The organism is Microcoleus sp. bin48.metabat.b7b8b9.023, from assembly GCF_013299185.1.
Taxonomy (GTDB): Bacteria; Cyanobacteriota; Cyanobacteriia; order Cyanobacteriales; family Microcoleaceae; genus Microcoleus.
Map to the genome: position 1 here is coordinate 23,954 of NZ_JAAFKG010000042.1, position 14,844 is coordinate 38,797.

Sequence of the window (14,844 nt, forward strand, 5' to 3'; positions counted from 1 at the left end):
TTTAGTCAGAAGTCAAAAGCAATTGCTTCGCACTCTTCAAAATCATACATTTTCATTGGAAATTGGCAGTATCGGTGTTCGCGCAAGTGCTTTTCGTCTTTATAGCTAAAAGGAGATAAATCGCGATGCCTTCCTTAGATTCATCTGATCCATTAAAAAATATTGTTGGAAACAACAATAGTTTAAACACCTTGAATTCGCAGGTGGCGAATAACTCTGGTACCGGCAGCACCAGCGCTTCCAGCAAGTCTAGTTCCTTTGTAAATAACAGCGGTGCGGGCAGTACCAGCACTGCGACAGCCACTTCCCCGATGGGAAACAGTACAAGTAGCGAGACTGCTTATGCTCCCGGGGCTACATCAAGCAGTGGTAGCGCGACAGCGAGTGCTTCTACTGTCGCGCCCCCAACTACTAGCGCCACTGCTTCGGCCCCAGCAGCAACACCTGCGCCTGCGCCAACACCAACACCAACACCTGCGCCAACGCCTGCGCCTGCGCCAACACCTGCGCCAACACCTGCGCCTGCGCCCGCACCAACACCTGCGCCAACACCAACACCAACACCTGCGCCGTTAGGAGACGGCAGCGGTGCGAGCAGCACCAGCAGCGCGACAGCGACTTCTCCGACTGGGAGCAGCACCAGCACTCAGACAGCATGGAGTCCCGGTGGCACTTCTAGTAGTGCGATCGCCTCAGCTAGCAGTGGTTTAGAAACTCCGCCGGCTGCGATCGCCACTGCTTCGGCTCCAGCGCCAACACCAGCGCCAACTCTAGCGCCGACTCCAGCGCCGACTCCAGCGCCGACTCCAGCGCCAACTCCAGCGCCAACTCCAGCGCCAACTCCAGCGGCGGCTGCTACAGACTCTGCACCGGCAATTAATATCACAGCGCCAACACCAACACCAACACCAGCGCCAATACCAACACCAATACGGCTAACACCTGCGAAAGCTCCAACACTAGCACCAGCGCCAACTCCAACACCGTCAAATAATAATGATGGTGCGCCGCTTGATTCGGTGACTGACGGAACTTCTAGCAATTCAAGTCCTTCTAATTTGCCTCCAGACAGTACGGGTGCTGGCGGTGACAGTACGATAATTGCTGAGCCAACAGATAACAGTACCAGCAATTTGTCGATCGCACTTCCCGATAACAGTACCAACAACAGCAATGCTGATACAACTCCAGCCCCAGAAAACAATCCTGAGGTAGTAGCGGAATTAACTGTTACCTACGACAGCAACGGTGACGGATATTGGCAGGGAACCAGCGACATTGATGTGATTACTTGTGGTAGCGGGTTCGATCGAATTATCGCAGGAGGTGGCGACGATTTTGTCAAAGGTAACAGAGGTAGCGATACGATCGAAGGAGGCGATGGAAACGACACTTTGCGGGGAGGAAGAGGTCAAGATTTGCTGATTGGCGGCAACGGCGACGATTTTCTGTGTGGCGACTTCGGCATCGATACATTGATTGGAGGTACCGGCGCTGATACCTTTGCATTTAGACCTGAAACAGCGAGTTCAGTGGCTAATCTATTTTTAGCCGATATACTGCTTGATTTCAATGCCGCTGAAGGTGATAAAATCGGGCTCACAGGCGGACTTTCTGCCACAGATATTGCACTGGTGGCGTTTGATACTGACGGTAACGGTACCGCAGACGCAACTCTGGTCAAGTTTAGTTCCAATAATGGCGATCGAATTTTAGCCGTTGTTTTGGGAACAATAAACCCAGCAGGTGCAACAACTTTAACCAATGCTGATTTCATCAGTTTGCCAAATCAAACCTTGTAGCTAGCCGTTAACGCGAACTCCCCCGCAGGAAGCCTCGGGGGCATGAGTTCAATCAACTTCTATAGCTTGAGAGAGAAAGATGAAAGACTTTTACCAGCCATTGATTGAATCAAGTGAAATTATCAAACTACTCAGAAAAGAACGGCAATTAAAGCAATTTTGTCAACAAGTTTTGCAGAAAAAAGTTATTGACAAAGCAGCCGAGGAACGGGGGTTAACTGTGACTCCCGAAGAAATCCAAGTTGCGGGCGACAAGCTGCGGCGCGAGAAGCGTCTGGAGAAAGCCTCCGATACGATTGCTTGGCTGGCGGAGCAGATGATTTCGGTAGAAGACTTAGAGGCCGGAATTTGCGATCGAATTCTCTGGCAAAAATTAGCAGAACACTTATTTGCCAAAGACGTAGAAAAGATTTTCGTGCAAAGCAAATTGCAATTCGATCAAATAATTCTTTATCAAATAATTGTTGCCAACATACAACTTGCCCAAGAAATATTTTATGAAATTCAAGAAGGAGAAATCAGCTTTTTTGATGCTGCCCATCTTTACGACATTGACGAAACTCGCCGGCATTTATGTGGTTGCGAAGGCCAGGTTTATCGGTGGGCTTTAAAACCAGACATAGCCGTCGCCGTATTCAGCGCTAAACCCGGAGAAGTGATCCGTCCAATTGAAACAGAGCGAGGATATCACTTGTTCATGGTTGAAAAGTTTATCCCAGCGGAATTAACCCCTGAACGCTATCAAGAAATATTACACAATCTGTTTAACGAATGGCTGGCTAATGAGGTTAACTATTTATTGTACAATTGTAAAGTGTAGAGTGCGAACTCCGCACAGATAAGTCTAATATCGTTTCTCGCTTAGTACATGGACTTATATATATACCGATTCTCAAAAAGATGAGGTACGTTGTTGGGCTTTAGCCCTCTTTAGTCTAAGCGGTTATACAACCTGCAAATTATACCTCATCTTTTTGAGAAAGGCTATAGCTGTTCTGCGTAATTTCTGTAATTGCCATTTAATGCTGCAATTTGGATTTAACTATATTGCAAAAATTGATAAACTGGCGAAAAGTAGTCAATTGTTCTGGCTGCACTTGAATTCTTGTCAATAGCTGTTCCAAATAAAATGGCTGGAGTACATCTCCGGGTCGTTTCTTAGAATACGTAATATTTTTAGCTTCAAATAAGGCTCTCAAATAAGCTCCGTGAAACTGAGCGTGAGTATTAAACTCTTGATAGCTGCCCATATTTTCAGGACAGTTAACTGAAACATCATAATATCTAGTATAATCTAATAAAGGTTTGTCTTGAGGATTTTTAGAATAAATCTTCCGATTGCCTAGCAGCCAACTTTCCAAGCATCGATTCTGAAATATCAGCACAAGTTCTGCATTGTTTAATTTCAATTTTTGCTGACTTAAAAACTCATCAATTTCAGTTGCGAGTTCAGGAACAGTATTTTCCTCGGCATCCAGACACACTACAAAATAGCTATATTTTCCGTTTGAGTTGATTTCTGCGATCGCAGGCGGGATAAAATTATATAAGGAAGGATATCCTTCCCCGCTAATCAAGTAATAATTTTTTTCGTTCACATCATCGCAATTGTCAACTCGCTGCAATTCCGGTAAAAGATGAGCCAGCCAAGCAGGATAAACTTTTCTCTCCGATTGTGTTCCTTCGACTAAAAAATACAGATTCATTAAACTTTGATTCCCTCGCTGTATTCTTCTAGATTAATCAGTTGCATAAAAGCTTGATGCCTTGATTTTCCCAAGTTCAAATCTTTAGCATCTATCGCAGTTACAACCCCACCTTTGCGAGTGACTATTTTCCAGTGTTCCATCCCAATATTATTGATTATGTAAGGATGGTGGCTGGTAAGAATGAATTGTATATTTCGGTTTTCCACAATCAAATCTGTCACCACATCGATACAGTTAATTCCCAAGCTATTTTCAAATTCATCGATTAAGATTACAGTGCCTTCTGGCGACAAGTATAGTTCGGCAATATGAATGAGAGTCTTCAGCATTCCTGAAGAAATGTTATTTTGAAAAATCCAATCGTTAACACCCTTTTCTTTGATTTGAATTGGAAAGCTTGGAGATGATGAATTTTTATCATTCTCTACAGCTTCTATTCTAACATCTTCAATTTGAGGAAATACATCAACAAATTTTCGCTTAATTTTATTTAAAACTTCTGGGTAATAGCGAGCGATTAAAGCCATTTTAATAAAAATTGGCAAATTACTTGATTTAACACTATCTAATGAAGAATCACTTGTTGAAAACATTGACATTAAGCTTTGAGGTATACCTAAGACGGTATTAATTGAAATTAAACTTTGAGGTAGACCCAAAAATACATTGAAAGAGCTTTTAAAATTAAAGTTATCGCTGTAGATGATTTTATTTAACCCTTGTTGAACTGGTGAAATATCTTCTTCTGGATTAAAAATTTGAACAGCACTTTGAAAAGGTGATAATTTTGGAGTGGTGTTTCCTTTGAATTTTATTTCTGTCGAATTTCTTTCTATAATTATATCTCCATTCTTGAATATTTTTTCTTGAACAATCCTAAAATTATTGGATTCATCTTCGTCAGGCATTAGTACCGGATTTTTTCTTGTTTCAAATTCGCCTTTCCAGCGATATTCTACATCATTGATTGTGGAAAATGTAATATCCCACGCTAAACCGTTTAGCGAAAAACCATTTGCTATCTTTTGTAAATTAAAAATCCCTTTCAAAATTTGTGTTTTGCCGACACCGGAGACACCAACTAATAAAGCCAAATTGGAAAAGTCGATCGGTTCAAAACGCCACTCTCGTAAATTATCCCAAAAAGCTAATTTCTTAATTCTCATTTTGCCCTCCCATTAATTATCTGCGTCCATCAGCGTTAATCAACATATAGCCTTTATCGATGAGGTATAACTGACGGCTTATATAACCACTTAAACCAAGAAGGGCTGAAGCCCAACAACGTACCTCATATTTGTTATAACCGCTATACATCTGCGGTTAAAAACTGACATAATTTTGCCGCCACCAAGCACGCACAAATTTAATTTCCTCAAACGTATAACGTTCTTGCAAATATTCATAAATCGCTCTCAATCTTTCATCTCCAATAACTTCAATTGCTTGGACAATTGCCTGTTGGCTTTCCGATTCTACCAACAAATTTATATCAACTTCCTTGCCCATATCCATCAATTCTACCAGATGTCCCGCAATAGTAGTGGGACTCATGCCCCGCGCATTGGCTATGGCTTGAACCGTTAAACCTTGGCGGTACAATTCCCAGGTTTGCATCTGCGAATAAGAGGGAGCATTAGCAAGAGTGGGAAGATTGGCGGCAGCAGATGCTGCACCTGTTGGCAATCCTTGTTCTTGGCAAAAAGCGTGAATTGCCTCTAAGAAAACTTTGCCGTACTTATCTCGCTTGTTGCTACCGACGCCGTAAACTTCCTCAAATTCGGTGAGATTTTGCGGGCGTTTTTCTGCCATGTCTCGCAAGCTTCTATCGGCAAAAACTACGTAAGGCGGTACGAATTGTTCGTCGGCAATTTGTTTGCGGAGACTTCGTAATATCGAAAATAAGCCTTCGACTTCTACGGCTAAAGAGCGAGTTCTTCCCTGTACTTCCCGCTGGGCTTCGATGGCGATTTCGACTGTGCGCTGGCGTTTCATGATTTCCCAACTTTTCTCGTTGAGTTTTAAAATGGGAAAGCCGTCTGTTTTTTCATCTAAAAAACCTTGGTTGATCAGCGAACGGCTTAACCTTTTCCACTCGTCTGGACTTCTATCTTTGCCAATGCCGTAGGTGGAAAGTTGGTTGTGCTGGTATTGCAATATTTTTTGATTTTTTGAGCCGCGCAGCACGTCTATAATATGATTCATCCCGAATTTCTCTTGACATCTGGCGATGCAGGAAAGAAATTTCATGGCTTCAAGCGTCCAGTCTTCTACGGGTTTTTTGTTGCAACAGTTGTCGCAGTTGCCGCAATCGCCGGGAAATGAATCGCCGAAATAACTTAATTGGACTGTGCGGCGGCAATTGGTGGATTCTGCATAGTTGATTACTCGCCTTAACTGTTGGCGGGCTATTCTTTGTTCTTGTTCGTCGGGTTTTTGTTCGATGATGTATTCGATGGTTTTGACATCGCCGAATCCGAAAAATAAGGTGCAGTGGGATGGTTCGTTGTCTCTGCCTGCGCGGCCTGATTCTTGATAGTATCCTTCTAGGTTTTTGGGTAAGTCGTGGTGAATTACAAACCGCACGTCGGGTTTGTTGATTCCCATTCCGAAGGCGACTGTTGCTACCATTACTTGTACGTCGTCGCGGATGAACCGGGTTTGGTTGGTCGATCGATCGACATCGCTCATTCCGGCATGGTATGGTAAGGCTTGGATGCCGTTTTGCTGCAATTTGTAGGCAACTTCGTCAACTTTTTTGCGGCTGAGGCAGTAGATGATTCCTGAACCGCCTTTTTTTTGGATGATTTGCAAGACTTCGGCAAAACTGTGCTTGTGTTTTTGGCGGACTTCGTAGTATAGGTTGGGGCGGTTGAAGCTGGCGACGTGGATGTAGGGATTTCGCAGGTTTAGCTGCTGGATGATGTCTTGGCGGACGCGTTCGGTGGCGGTGGCGGTTAGTCCCATAATGGGGATGTCTGGATAGCGATCGCGCACTCGCTCCATTTGCCTGTATTCTGGTCGAAAGTCGTGCCCCCATTCGGAAACGCAGTGGGCTTCGTCGATCGCAAATGCCGAAATTCCTAACTTACTTGCAACTATATCTAAAAACGGTAAAAATCTCTCGCCCAGCAACCTTTCCGGGGCAACGTACAGCAGTTTAATTTTACCTTCGAGAATTGCTGTTTCGCGCGATCGGGTTTCCATCGCGCTCAAAGTGCTGTTGAGAAAAGTCGCCCCAATCCCATTATCCTGCAAAGCTTCCACCTGGTCTTGCATCAGGGCAATCAGCGGCGAAACCACCACCGTCAATCCCGGTTTCAACAAAGCCGGTAATTGAAAACACAAAGATTTGCCACCGCCAGTCGGCATGACAATCATCATATCGCGTTGTTGTAAAGCAGCTTCGACAATTTCCCGCTGCCCGGGGCGGAAAGAGTCATAGCCAAAGAAATGTTTGAGGGATTGTTCGAGGGATGAGGGCGCGAGAGATGTTGGCGGATTCGACCCTGACATTTGCAGTAATTGGTTGTTGACTTCTACCTTATTCTAGGTCTTTTGAGCACAAATACAGTTACAATATTTGAGAATCTCAATTTAAGCAGATAAACCGATGCCGAAAGCAATTTGGAATGGTGCCGTTTTGGCCGAGAGCGATAAGTGCGAAATGGTAGATAATAACTATTATTTCCCGGCGGATGCCATCAACCGCGAGTATTTCAAAGATAGCAGCACTCACACTACTTGCGGTTGGAAAGGTGTTGCTAGTTACTACAGTGTTGAAGTCGCCGGACAAGTTAATAAGGATGCTGCTTGGTACTATCCTACTCCGAAAGATGCTGCTAAAAATATTGCAGGATATGTTGCTTTTTGGAAAGGAGTTAAGGTGGAGGCTTAAGGTTTTTTCCGCAGGTTTGTTAGCCGCGATTTAGACGAGTCAAGATAGAGGACACAACGTTGTTGTGTCCCTACGGGTTATTTGAATTAAATTTGATATAATACCGGGCGGTTGAAACCGCGTCTATACAAACCAAACCCACCTCCGTGGGTTGAAGAATGATATAATACCGGGCGGTTGAAACCGCGTCTATACAAACCAAACCCACCTCCGTGGGTTGAAGAATGGACGGAGATTAATTCAAGATAATTTGCGAATTTTGCAATTCAAGTCTAATTCCTCTTAAATTTTAATCTTCCAAGCGGCGGCCGCTTCCCATCCCAAGCCGCGACGAACCACAATTGGTTCGCTTTCTGTTAAATCGAGAATGGTAGAAACTTGATATCCTGGATCGGAATCATCATCGACAATGATATCTACTAACTTTAAAAAACAGTCAAATAGTTCGGCTTTGCCAAAGCTTTCTGTTTTTGCAGCAGGTACTGGTGCAGCACCTTCATCATCAGTGGTAATGTGAGCAGATGTGGAAATAATCGGATTTCCCAAAGATTCTAGAAGTGTAAAACAAAGCGGGTGGTTGGGAACGCGAATTCCTGTGGTTTTGCGTTTTGGGTTCATTACCAATTTGGGCACTAACTTGGTAGCTGGTAGCAGAAATGTATAGGGCCCGGGGATTAACCGTTTGATGATTCTGTATGCTTCATCGGTGACGGCAGCATACTCGGTGATATTTGACAATGAGGAACACAAAAATGTTAAAGGCTTATCATTGGATAGTTGCTTGATCCGCCTGACTCGTTCTACGGCAGATTTGGAGTTGAGATCGCAGCCGATCGCATAAACTGTATCTGTGGGATAAAGCATCACTGCCCCATCTTTGAGAGCTTTTGTAATCTTCTCGATCCGGTCTTTCTGGGGTGCAACTGGATGCAGTCCGTAAATAATTGCCATGTTAATATATTCCAGGCTAAGTGGGCGATCGACAAATGTGCTAAAACAATCAATGTTGAAAATTAATTGCTAATAATGAATAAAATAGCTTATTTTGACTGCCCAACCGGCATTGCTGGCGATATGTGCCTCGGAGCTCTTGTACACGCGGGCGTTCCCTTAGAGTACCTAATCGAAAAACTCCATTTACTAGGCATTTCGACTGAATACCAATTGCGCGCCGAATTAGTTCACCGCAATACTCAACAAGCAACTAAATTTTATGTGGATTTAGCTGCCGATTTGCCTTTAAAATCAAACAATCTGGCTGCTGACTCCGCCCTCGATCCCTCGGAAACTGAATCGCCGACTTTCGATGCGCGCCACCACCACCATCACGGGGAAGAACATTCTCACAGTCACGGCGAAGCTGATGCGGAAATTAGCCACACTCATCACCGCCACTTACCAGAAATTGAGCAGATTATCGTCGCTGCAAAATTGCCTCAGCGCGTGCAAGCGTGGAGTTTGGCTGTATTTGGCAAATTAGCAGATGCAGAGGCTGCCGTGCACGGTATTCCCCCCAGTGAGGTTCACTTTCACGAGGTGGGGGCTGCGGATGCAATTATTGATATTGTCGGTACTTGTTTGGGTTTGGATTGGTTGGATATTCAGGAGTTTTACTTTTCGCCGATGCCGACTGGTGGGGGTACGGTGAAGGCGGCCCACGGTAGGTTAGCTGTGCCGACGCCTGCTGTGATGCGGTTGTGGGAAACGCACCGAGTACCGGTTTATAGTAATGGAATCGATCGCGAATTGTGCACTCCTACGGGTACTGCGATCGCCTGTACTCTCGCCTCTGCTTTTGGCCCGCCGCCGCCGATGCAAGTTGAGTTAATTGGTTTGGGTGCAGGTTCGCGAAATCTGGCAATTCCTAATATTTTGCGCCTCTGGATTGGGGAGAAATCAGAAGGGGAGAGGGGGAGATTGGGAGAGGGGGAGAGTGGAGGAAAGACGGGTAGTCATTCCCAATTCCCGATGCCCAATTCCCAATTCCCGATGCCCAATGCCCAATGCCCAATTCCCAATGCCCAATTCCCGATGCCCAATTCCCAAGAAACAGTCTGTGTTTTGGAAACGCAAATTGATGATTTAAACCCGCAGGCGATCGGCTATGTTTTTGATGCTTTGTTTCTCGCGGGAGCTCTGGATGTTTTTACTACACCAATTGTGATGAAAAAGTCGCGCTTGGGGGTTTTGTTAAGTGTGATTTGTCATCCCGAATTTCAGGATGCTTGCGAAGCTGTGATGTTTCGAGAGACTACTACTCTGGGAATTAGGCGATCGACTCAACAGAGAACTATTTTGGATCGAGAAATTCAGAAGGTTCAAACAGAGTACGGCGAAGTGCAAATAAAAGTTGCTAAGTCAGGAGAAACGATTGTTAACGTGCAGCCGGAATACGAAGATTGTGCGGAAATTGCCCGACTTAAAAATGTTAGTTGGCGCGAAGTTCATCGGTTGGCGCTGCAACTTTGGTACGATCGTTAAACAGTTGACAGTTGACAGTTGACAGTTGACAGTGGGTGCATCTGGTTTTGACAAATATATCCGTAGGGGCTATAGCATCACCTCCGTGAATATGGGATTATAACTAATAACTTATATGCGGTGATGCTTCTTCAGGCTTCAAAAACTAGATCCACCCTTGACAGTTGATTTGAGTAGGTGCGAAATGCGTACCTTACATAAAAGTTTTTTATCAAGAAGAATGGGTTTAAAGTCTCCTCCTTCGAGGGGGAAATAAAACAAAATTATTCACTGTTTCAATCCTCGGACTTATAGGTAGAGGTCGCTCTTAAACTGTCAACTGTCAACTGTCAACTGTCAACTGTTGAAAGCTTTTTACAGCAGTCTGCGGGTTTGTAAAATTTGTTGTTGCAATTCCTCGAAAGCGGGCATTTTTGAGTTAGGATTTTTTTCAATGAGATCCTTTATTTGGTCGATTAGCTCGATCGCCAGCGGTACGCCAAGTTGCAATTGTTCCAAGACATCCCGCTGGGCAAAAACCGTTTCCGGTGTCCCTTCTAGAATCAGTTTTCCGCAATCCATCACAAACACCCAATCCGCCCAGCGGTAGATGAAATCGAGGTCGTGACTTGCTAAAAGTATGGTGGTTCCGGCTGCGTGAATTTGTTGCAGCAAACCGATCAGTTGTTTGGTGTGGCGCGGATCGAGATAGGCGGTAGGTTCGTCTAGCAGCAGCAGTTTGGGTTTGAGTACCATGATATCGGCGATGGAAACGCGCTTTTTTTGTCCTAAACTAAGGTTGTGGATTGGTTCGCGGGCGAGTTCGCTTAAGTTGAATTCCTCGATCGCTTTTTCTACCTGTTGAGCAATTTCCGATTCTGGCAATCCTAGATTGTACAATCCGTAGGAGATATCTTCTTCGACTGTGGAAGCAACTAGCTGATGTTCGGGATTTTGAAAGACGAGTCCGATTTGTTGGCGCAGTTTCATGAGAGATTTGCGATCGTAACGAAACGCTTCCCCTTCCCAGCTAATGATGCCCTGTTGCGGTTGGTACAAGCCGTTTGCTAGCAGAAACAAGGTGGTTTTGCCGCAGCCGTTTTGACCGATGAGTCCGCAGCGCTTCCCCGCGGGGATTTTGAGGCTTAAATCACCAATTGCTACTCGCGAAGTGCACGGATATGAGTAAAAAGTGCGATCGAATTCTAGAATTGATTGAGACATATATTGATAATTTGTAAAATAGGTTTGTAGTGAGGACTTTAGTCCTCGGAAAGAAGGACTGAAGTCCTCACTACGAACCTGTAAAATAGGTTTGTAGTGAGGACTTTAGTCCTCGGAAAGAAGGACTGAAGTCCTCACTACGAACCTGTAAAATAGGTTTGTAGTGAGGACTTTAGTCCTCGGAAAGAAGGACTGAAGTCCTCACTACGAACCTGTAAAATAGGTTTGTAGTGAGGACTTTAGTCCTCGGAAAGAAGGACTGAAGTCCTCACTACGAACCTTAATCTGTAAAATAGGTTTGTAGTGAGGATTTTAGTCCTCGGAAAGAAGGACTGAAGTCCTCACTACGAACCTTAATCTGTAAAATAGGTTTGTAGTGAGGACTTTAGTCCTCGGAAAGAAGGACTGAAGTCCTCACTACGAACCTGTAAAATAGGTTTGTAGTGAGGACTTTAGTCCTCGGAAAGAAGGAATGAAGTCCTCACTACGAAGCTGGTTTGTAGTGAGGACTTTAGTCCTCGGAAAGAAGGAATGAAGTCCTCACTACGAAGCTGGTTTGTAGTGAGGACTTTAGTCCTCGGAAAGAAGGAATGAAGTCCTCACTACGAACCTGTAAAATAGGTTTGTAGTGAGGACTTTAGTCCTCAGAAAGAAGGAATGAAGTCCTCACTACGAAGCTGGTTTGTAGTGAGGACTTTAGTCCTCGGAAAGAAGGAATGAAGTCCTCACTACGAAGCTGGTTTGTAGTGAGGACTTTAGTCCTCGGAAAGAAGGAATGAAGTCCTCACTACGAACCTGCGAGGATTTTAGTCCTCGGAAAGAAGGAATGAAGTCCTCACTACGAACCTGCGAGGATTTTAGTCCTCGGAAAGAAGGAATGAAGTCCTCACTACGAACCTGTCAATTTATTAACACTTTTATCTCTTTCTATTAACTGCCAAAGTTGAATCTCATAACAAAGATGCTTTTCAAATAGTTGACTCGCCTCCAATCCTTCAACCACCAATTTCTTAAACCAGCGGCGAAATATCCAACGCAGAATTTTATGGATCGGCGGAACCGCGATCGAAATTAAATCCGCAACATAAATCATTGTGTTCAATCCATACCTGCGGAAACTATCGACATATAAATCAATTGTTGGTACAATATGAGCAGAAATATCCTCAGCTTTTACTAAATTAAAGCCCGCTTGCATTAATGCAGCTTCCAGTTCTTCCACTACATGACAGTTAGAAAACATTCCTTCTGTATAATCAGGATTAGAGCGCAACATATCCGCAAGCAGTACGTAGCCTCCAAGATTGAGCACCGCCGCCGCACCTTTGGCTATATCGACAGCAGACATATATTGGCTGCTTTCGCTAAAGAGGACTAAATCGTAGGAATGGGTGGCTTGGAAGTCTTCAAATTTGGTGAGGTGGAAGATGGCGCGATCGCCTGTACACTTGAGAAAGCGCTGTTGTTGGAACGGATCGGGCGCGAGGCCTTCGACTCCAAAAGCGCGATCGAGCAAATAAGCCGCATTTCCCCCAATCCCGCATCCTACATCCAGGATAGTCTTAATGTCTTTCGGGATAAAATCTAACAACTTATCCGTATAAGCTTGCTGGGCGATTCGCAGCCGCGCCAGTGTTAATTCATCAGCAGGCACAGGTAGACTTTCCCAATAACCATAGTGAAGATAGGGAGATTCTGTCAGGCCGAGATAGTAATTAAGCGCTGCATTTTGGTAACGAGTTACGTTGGATATTTCGATTGATTTTGGCTGTGACATTGGGAAAATTTAGTAAGTTTTAGGATTTCGGGCAAGGTTGAAATTCTTCCCAGCGTTTGCATACCTGTTCATAGCACTCAACGGGCGAAACTGCCAAGCTCTGCAACAAATTGATATCAATCTGACCATTGGCAAGCAGTATAAAAATAATAGCTTTTTCAGGTTCGTAGCTATCAATAACTCCCAGGATACTGGCAACAGTGTCTTCCTCTAGTTCTAATTGTTGTAAATAAGCAGTTGCGTGCGATCGCGAAATAAACTGCAAGTCATGCTCTACATTATCCACGCTCCAATTGATCGAGCCATTAATGGGAGTATCTATTTGGCAAACAACAATACCTCTTCCTAAGTGCCAAAAGCCATTCCAAGCAGTATATCCGATGGACAAAATATTCTGGTGAATAAACAAGTTCTGCCAGTAGCCAAAACTGCCCTGCCAAACACTATCTTTGATTCGCATTTGTTTTAGTTTCCCGTGGCGCCGACGAAAAGCGGTTTTAACTCAAAATTGCGTTTTTGTCGATCGCCCAAGGGAACCCAACAGCAGATTAACTCTAAAAATACTGAACTAACCATCATCCATACCTCGCAGATGAAAACACGATCGCAAACAAATCGGCGGGCATTCTGACTCAGAGATGGAATCATCTCATTACAGTTGCGGGACAGCGCCGGATTTGCACCGAACTTTCCCCCTTACGTCTGATGTGTGTTTGTCATCAGAGCCGATCGATATACTGGGATATTACCACTATTTTAGATATTTGACAAAAATAGGTCTTAAAAACTCAGCAGGCGGACTTCATACAGCGTTTGCTGTTTCACGTACAGATTGCAAAAAATGAGCGATCTCCTGCATAACAGAAGACGATCGTAAAATCTCAATCTCTTCCTTAGTCAATCGATCGATAATTTCTGAGGAATTGTGAATTATTTCCGATCGAGAAATCAATTGCTCTAAAGCTTTTCTAGGTTGATAAACTGCCATATCAAGTATATCTTTAGGAGGTATGTATCCTAGCAACCGCGAAAGCAAAGAGACATCTTGAAAAAAGATAATTTCTATTTCAGGAACAGCCATGACTACTTTTACTGGTGTATTAGCTGCTACGCCTCCAACTATTTCCTCAATATCTTTGAGACGTTGTTGAACTAACTCTGGTTCTACTGAATCCGCATCAACCACAATCATAACAGGTACTTGCCGACGTACAACTAAAGAACGAGCCAGTGAATTGATAGCATATCCTCCACCAGCAGCAACAACTTCGACATCATTAAGTAATTTTTCTGGGATCGCAATTTTAAGTAATTGTGCATCGAAATTTCCTTCACAGACAATGTAAGTAATCATGGGATATCTCGCTCTCTAACGTCGTAATCAGGCAATCCGTGTTCTACACATACACGGTATTTCAAAGTCAACAGTTCGCAAATTGTTTCATTATCCAAGGCATATTTTATTTCTTTTCCACTCCATAATAAAATTGTTTGCGGTAGAGAAAAACATGAAAGATACCGAGCAGGTTCTGTGAATTCAGTTCGGCTGAATACTAATCCAACAGTGGCTGCGGGACGGCGTAAAAGTTGATTGCGAAGTTTGGCAATAGGAGCAATATCAACGTTTGTTTGATCTCGAAAGTCTTTGCTTTCAACCAAACAGGAAAGTCCAGATGAATAGACGACACCATCAATTTGTTCGACTTTTTCCCCAAAGAGTTCCACGCTATAAGGCCATTTTACCTCTGCGCCATCAAGTTGAAATGCTCGTAGAACGAGGTACTCAAAGGCTTTGCCCGCGTCCCATCCTGGGGTGCTACGATTCTCGATATTGTCCCATAGCGTTCGCAATCCATCCCATTGTAGCGACTGAATCATCCTTTCGTAATCTTTTGCCACAACCAATTTTTATACTCCAACAACTACACGCTTCTAGGTAAGCGATCTATTTAAGTTTATCATAAAACTAGATTA

The 14,844-nt window shown here is 44.0% G+C and carries 13 protein-coding genes and 1 riboswitch; of the genes, 4 read left to right on the plus strand and 9 right to left on the minus strand.

From position 1 onward, the window contains the following. The first annotated feature begins 203 nt into the window (after positions 1 to 203). Together QZW82_RS21705 and QZW82_RS21710 are read left to right on the plus strand one after the other, a co-directional pair. Positions 204 to 1,802 (plus strand): calcium-binding protein, encoded by a 1,599-nt coding sequence (locus QZW82_RS21705; protein ID WP_293152646.1) that lies wholly within the window; start codon positions 204 to 206, stop codon positions 1,800 to 1,802. 79 nt (positions 1,803 to 1,881) lie between these two features. After that, a complete protein-coding gene (locus tag QZW82_RS21710; RefSeq protein WP_293152649.1) occupies positions 1,882 to 2,622 on the plus strand; it encodes a peptidylprolyl isomerase in 741 nt (246 codons plus the stop codon). Between the two features lie 199 nt (positions 2,623 to 2,821). On the opposite strand, the gene QZW82_RS21715 is transcribed toward QZW82_RS21710, so the two are convergent. The 3 genes from QZW82_RS21715 to recQ all read right to left on the minus strand — a co-directional run bounded on the left by QZW82_RS21715 (position 2,822) and on the right by recQ (position 7,027). After that, positions 2,822 to 3,508 carry a hypothetical protein gene (locus tag QZW82_RS21715; protein WP_293152652.1) on the minus strand — a complete coding sequence of 229 codons (687 nt, stop codon included), beginning with the start codon at positions 3,506 to 3,508 and terminating at the stop codon, positions 2,822 to 2,824. Next, positions 3,508 to 4,677, minus strand: coding sequence for an AAA family ATPase (locus QZW82_RS21720; RefSeq protein WP_293152655.1), 1,170 nt, complete (start codon positions 4,675 to 4,677; stop codon positions 3,508 to 3,510). Before QZW82_RS21720 ends, QZW82_RS21715 begins: the two co-directional genes overlap by 1 nt. 157 nt (positions 4,678 to 4,834) lie before the next feature. Further along, complete coding sequence (recQ, locus tag QZW82_RS21725) at positions 4,835 to 7,027, minus strand: DNA helicase RecQ (protein WP_293152658.1); 2,193 nt, start codon at positions 7,025 to 7,027, stop codon at positions 4,835 to 4,837. 97 nt (positions 7,028 to 7,124) lie between these two features. On the opposite strand from recQ, the gene QZW82_RS21730 reads away from it, so the two are divergent. After that, positions 7,125 to 7,409 (plus strand): DUF427 domain-containing protein, encoded by a 285-nt coding sequence (locus QZW82_RS21730; RefSeq protein WP_293152661.1) that lies wholly within the window; start codon positions 7,125 to 7,127, stop codon positions 7,407 to 7,409. A gap of 282 nt (positions 7,410 to 7,691) precedes the next feature. On the opposite strand, the gene QZW82_RS21735 is transcribed toward QZW82_RS21730, so the two are convergent. Continuing rightward, on the minus strand, positions 7,692 to 8,360 hold the full coding sequence (locus QZW82_RS21735; RefSeq protein WP_293152664.1) for an L-threonylcarbamoyladenylate synthase: 669 nt from the start codon (positions 8,358 to 8,360) through the stop codon (positions 7,692 to 7,694). A 75-nt stretch (positions 8,361 to 8,435) separates the two neighbouring features. Here QZW82_RS21735 and larC point away from each other — a divergent pair, with 75 nt between their 5' ends. Next, positions 8,436 to 9,890 carry a nickel pincer cofactor biosynthesis protein LarC gene (gene larC / locus QZW82_RS21740; protein WP_293152667.1) on the plus strand — a complete coding sequence of 485 codons (1,455 nt, stop codon included), beginning with the start codon at positions 8,436 to 8,438 and terminating at the stop codon, positions 9,888 to 9,890. A gap of 354 nt (positions 9,891 to 10,244) precedes the next feature. Here the strand turns inward: larC and QZW82_RS21745 are convergent, their stop codons facing one another. The 5 genes from QZW82_RS21745 to QZW82_RS21765 all read right to left on the minus strand — a co-directional run bounded on the left by QZW82_RS21745 (position 10,245) and on the right by QZW82_RS21765 (position 14,769). Continuing rightward, positions 10,245 to 11,093 (minus strand): ABC transporter ATP-binding protein, encoded by an 849-nt coding sequence (locus QZW82_RS21745; protein WP_293152670.1) that lies wholly within the window; start codon positions 11,091 to 11,093, stop codon positions 10,245 to 10,247. A gap of 889 nt (positions 11,094 to 11,982) precedes the next feature. Beyond that, a complete protein-coding gene (locus QZW82_RS21750) occupies positions 11,983 to 12,870 on the minus strand; it encodes a methyltransferase domain-containing protein (protein WP_293152673.1) in 888 nt (295 codons plus the stop codon). A 19-nt stretch (positions 12,871 to 12,889) separates the two neighbouring features. Continuing rightward, positions 12,890 to 13,330: a hypothetical protein gene (locus QZW82_RS21755; protein ID WP_293152678.1), complete on the minus strand. Its 441-nt coding sequence runs from the start codon at positions 13,328 to 13,330 to the stop codon at positions 12,890 to 12,892. Between the two features lie 139 nt (positions 13,331 to 13,469). Then, a riboswitch (cobalamin riboswitch) is annotated at positions 13,470 to 13,615 on the minus strand. Positions 13,616 to 13,672: 57 nt separating this feature from the next. After that, the gene (locus QZW82_RS21760) at positions 13,673 to 14,224 is read right to left on the minus strand and encodes a hypothetical protein (RefSeq protein ID WP_293152681.1); all 552 of its coding nucleotides are present in this window, start codon (positions 14,222 to 14,224) and stop codon (positions 13,673 to 13,675) included. Next, positions 14,221 to 14,769 (minus strand): restriction endonuclease, encoded by a 549-nt coding sequence (locus tag QZW82_RS21765; RefSeq protein WP_293152684.1) that lies wholly within the window; start codon positions 14,767 to 14,769, stop codon positions 14,221 to 14,223. The genes QZW82_RS21760 and QZW82_RS21765 overlap by 4 nt, the downstream gene beginning before the upstream one ends. Positions 14,770 to 14,844 lie beyond the last annotated feature (75 nt).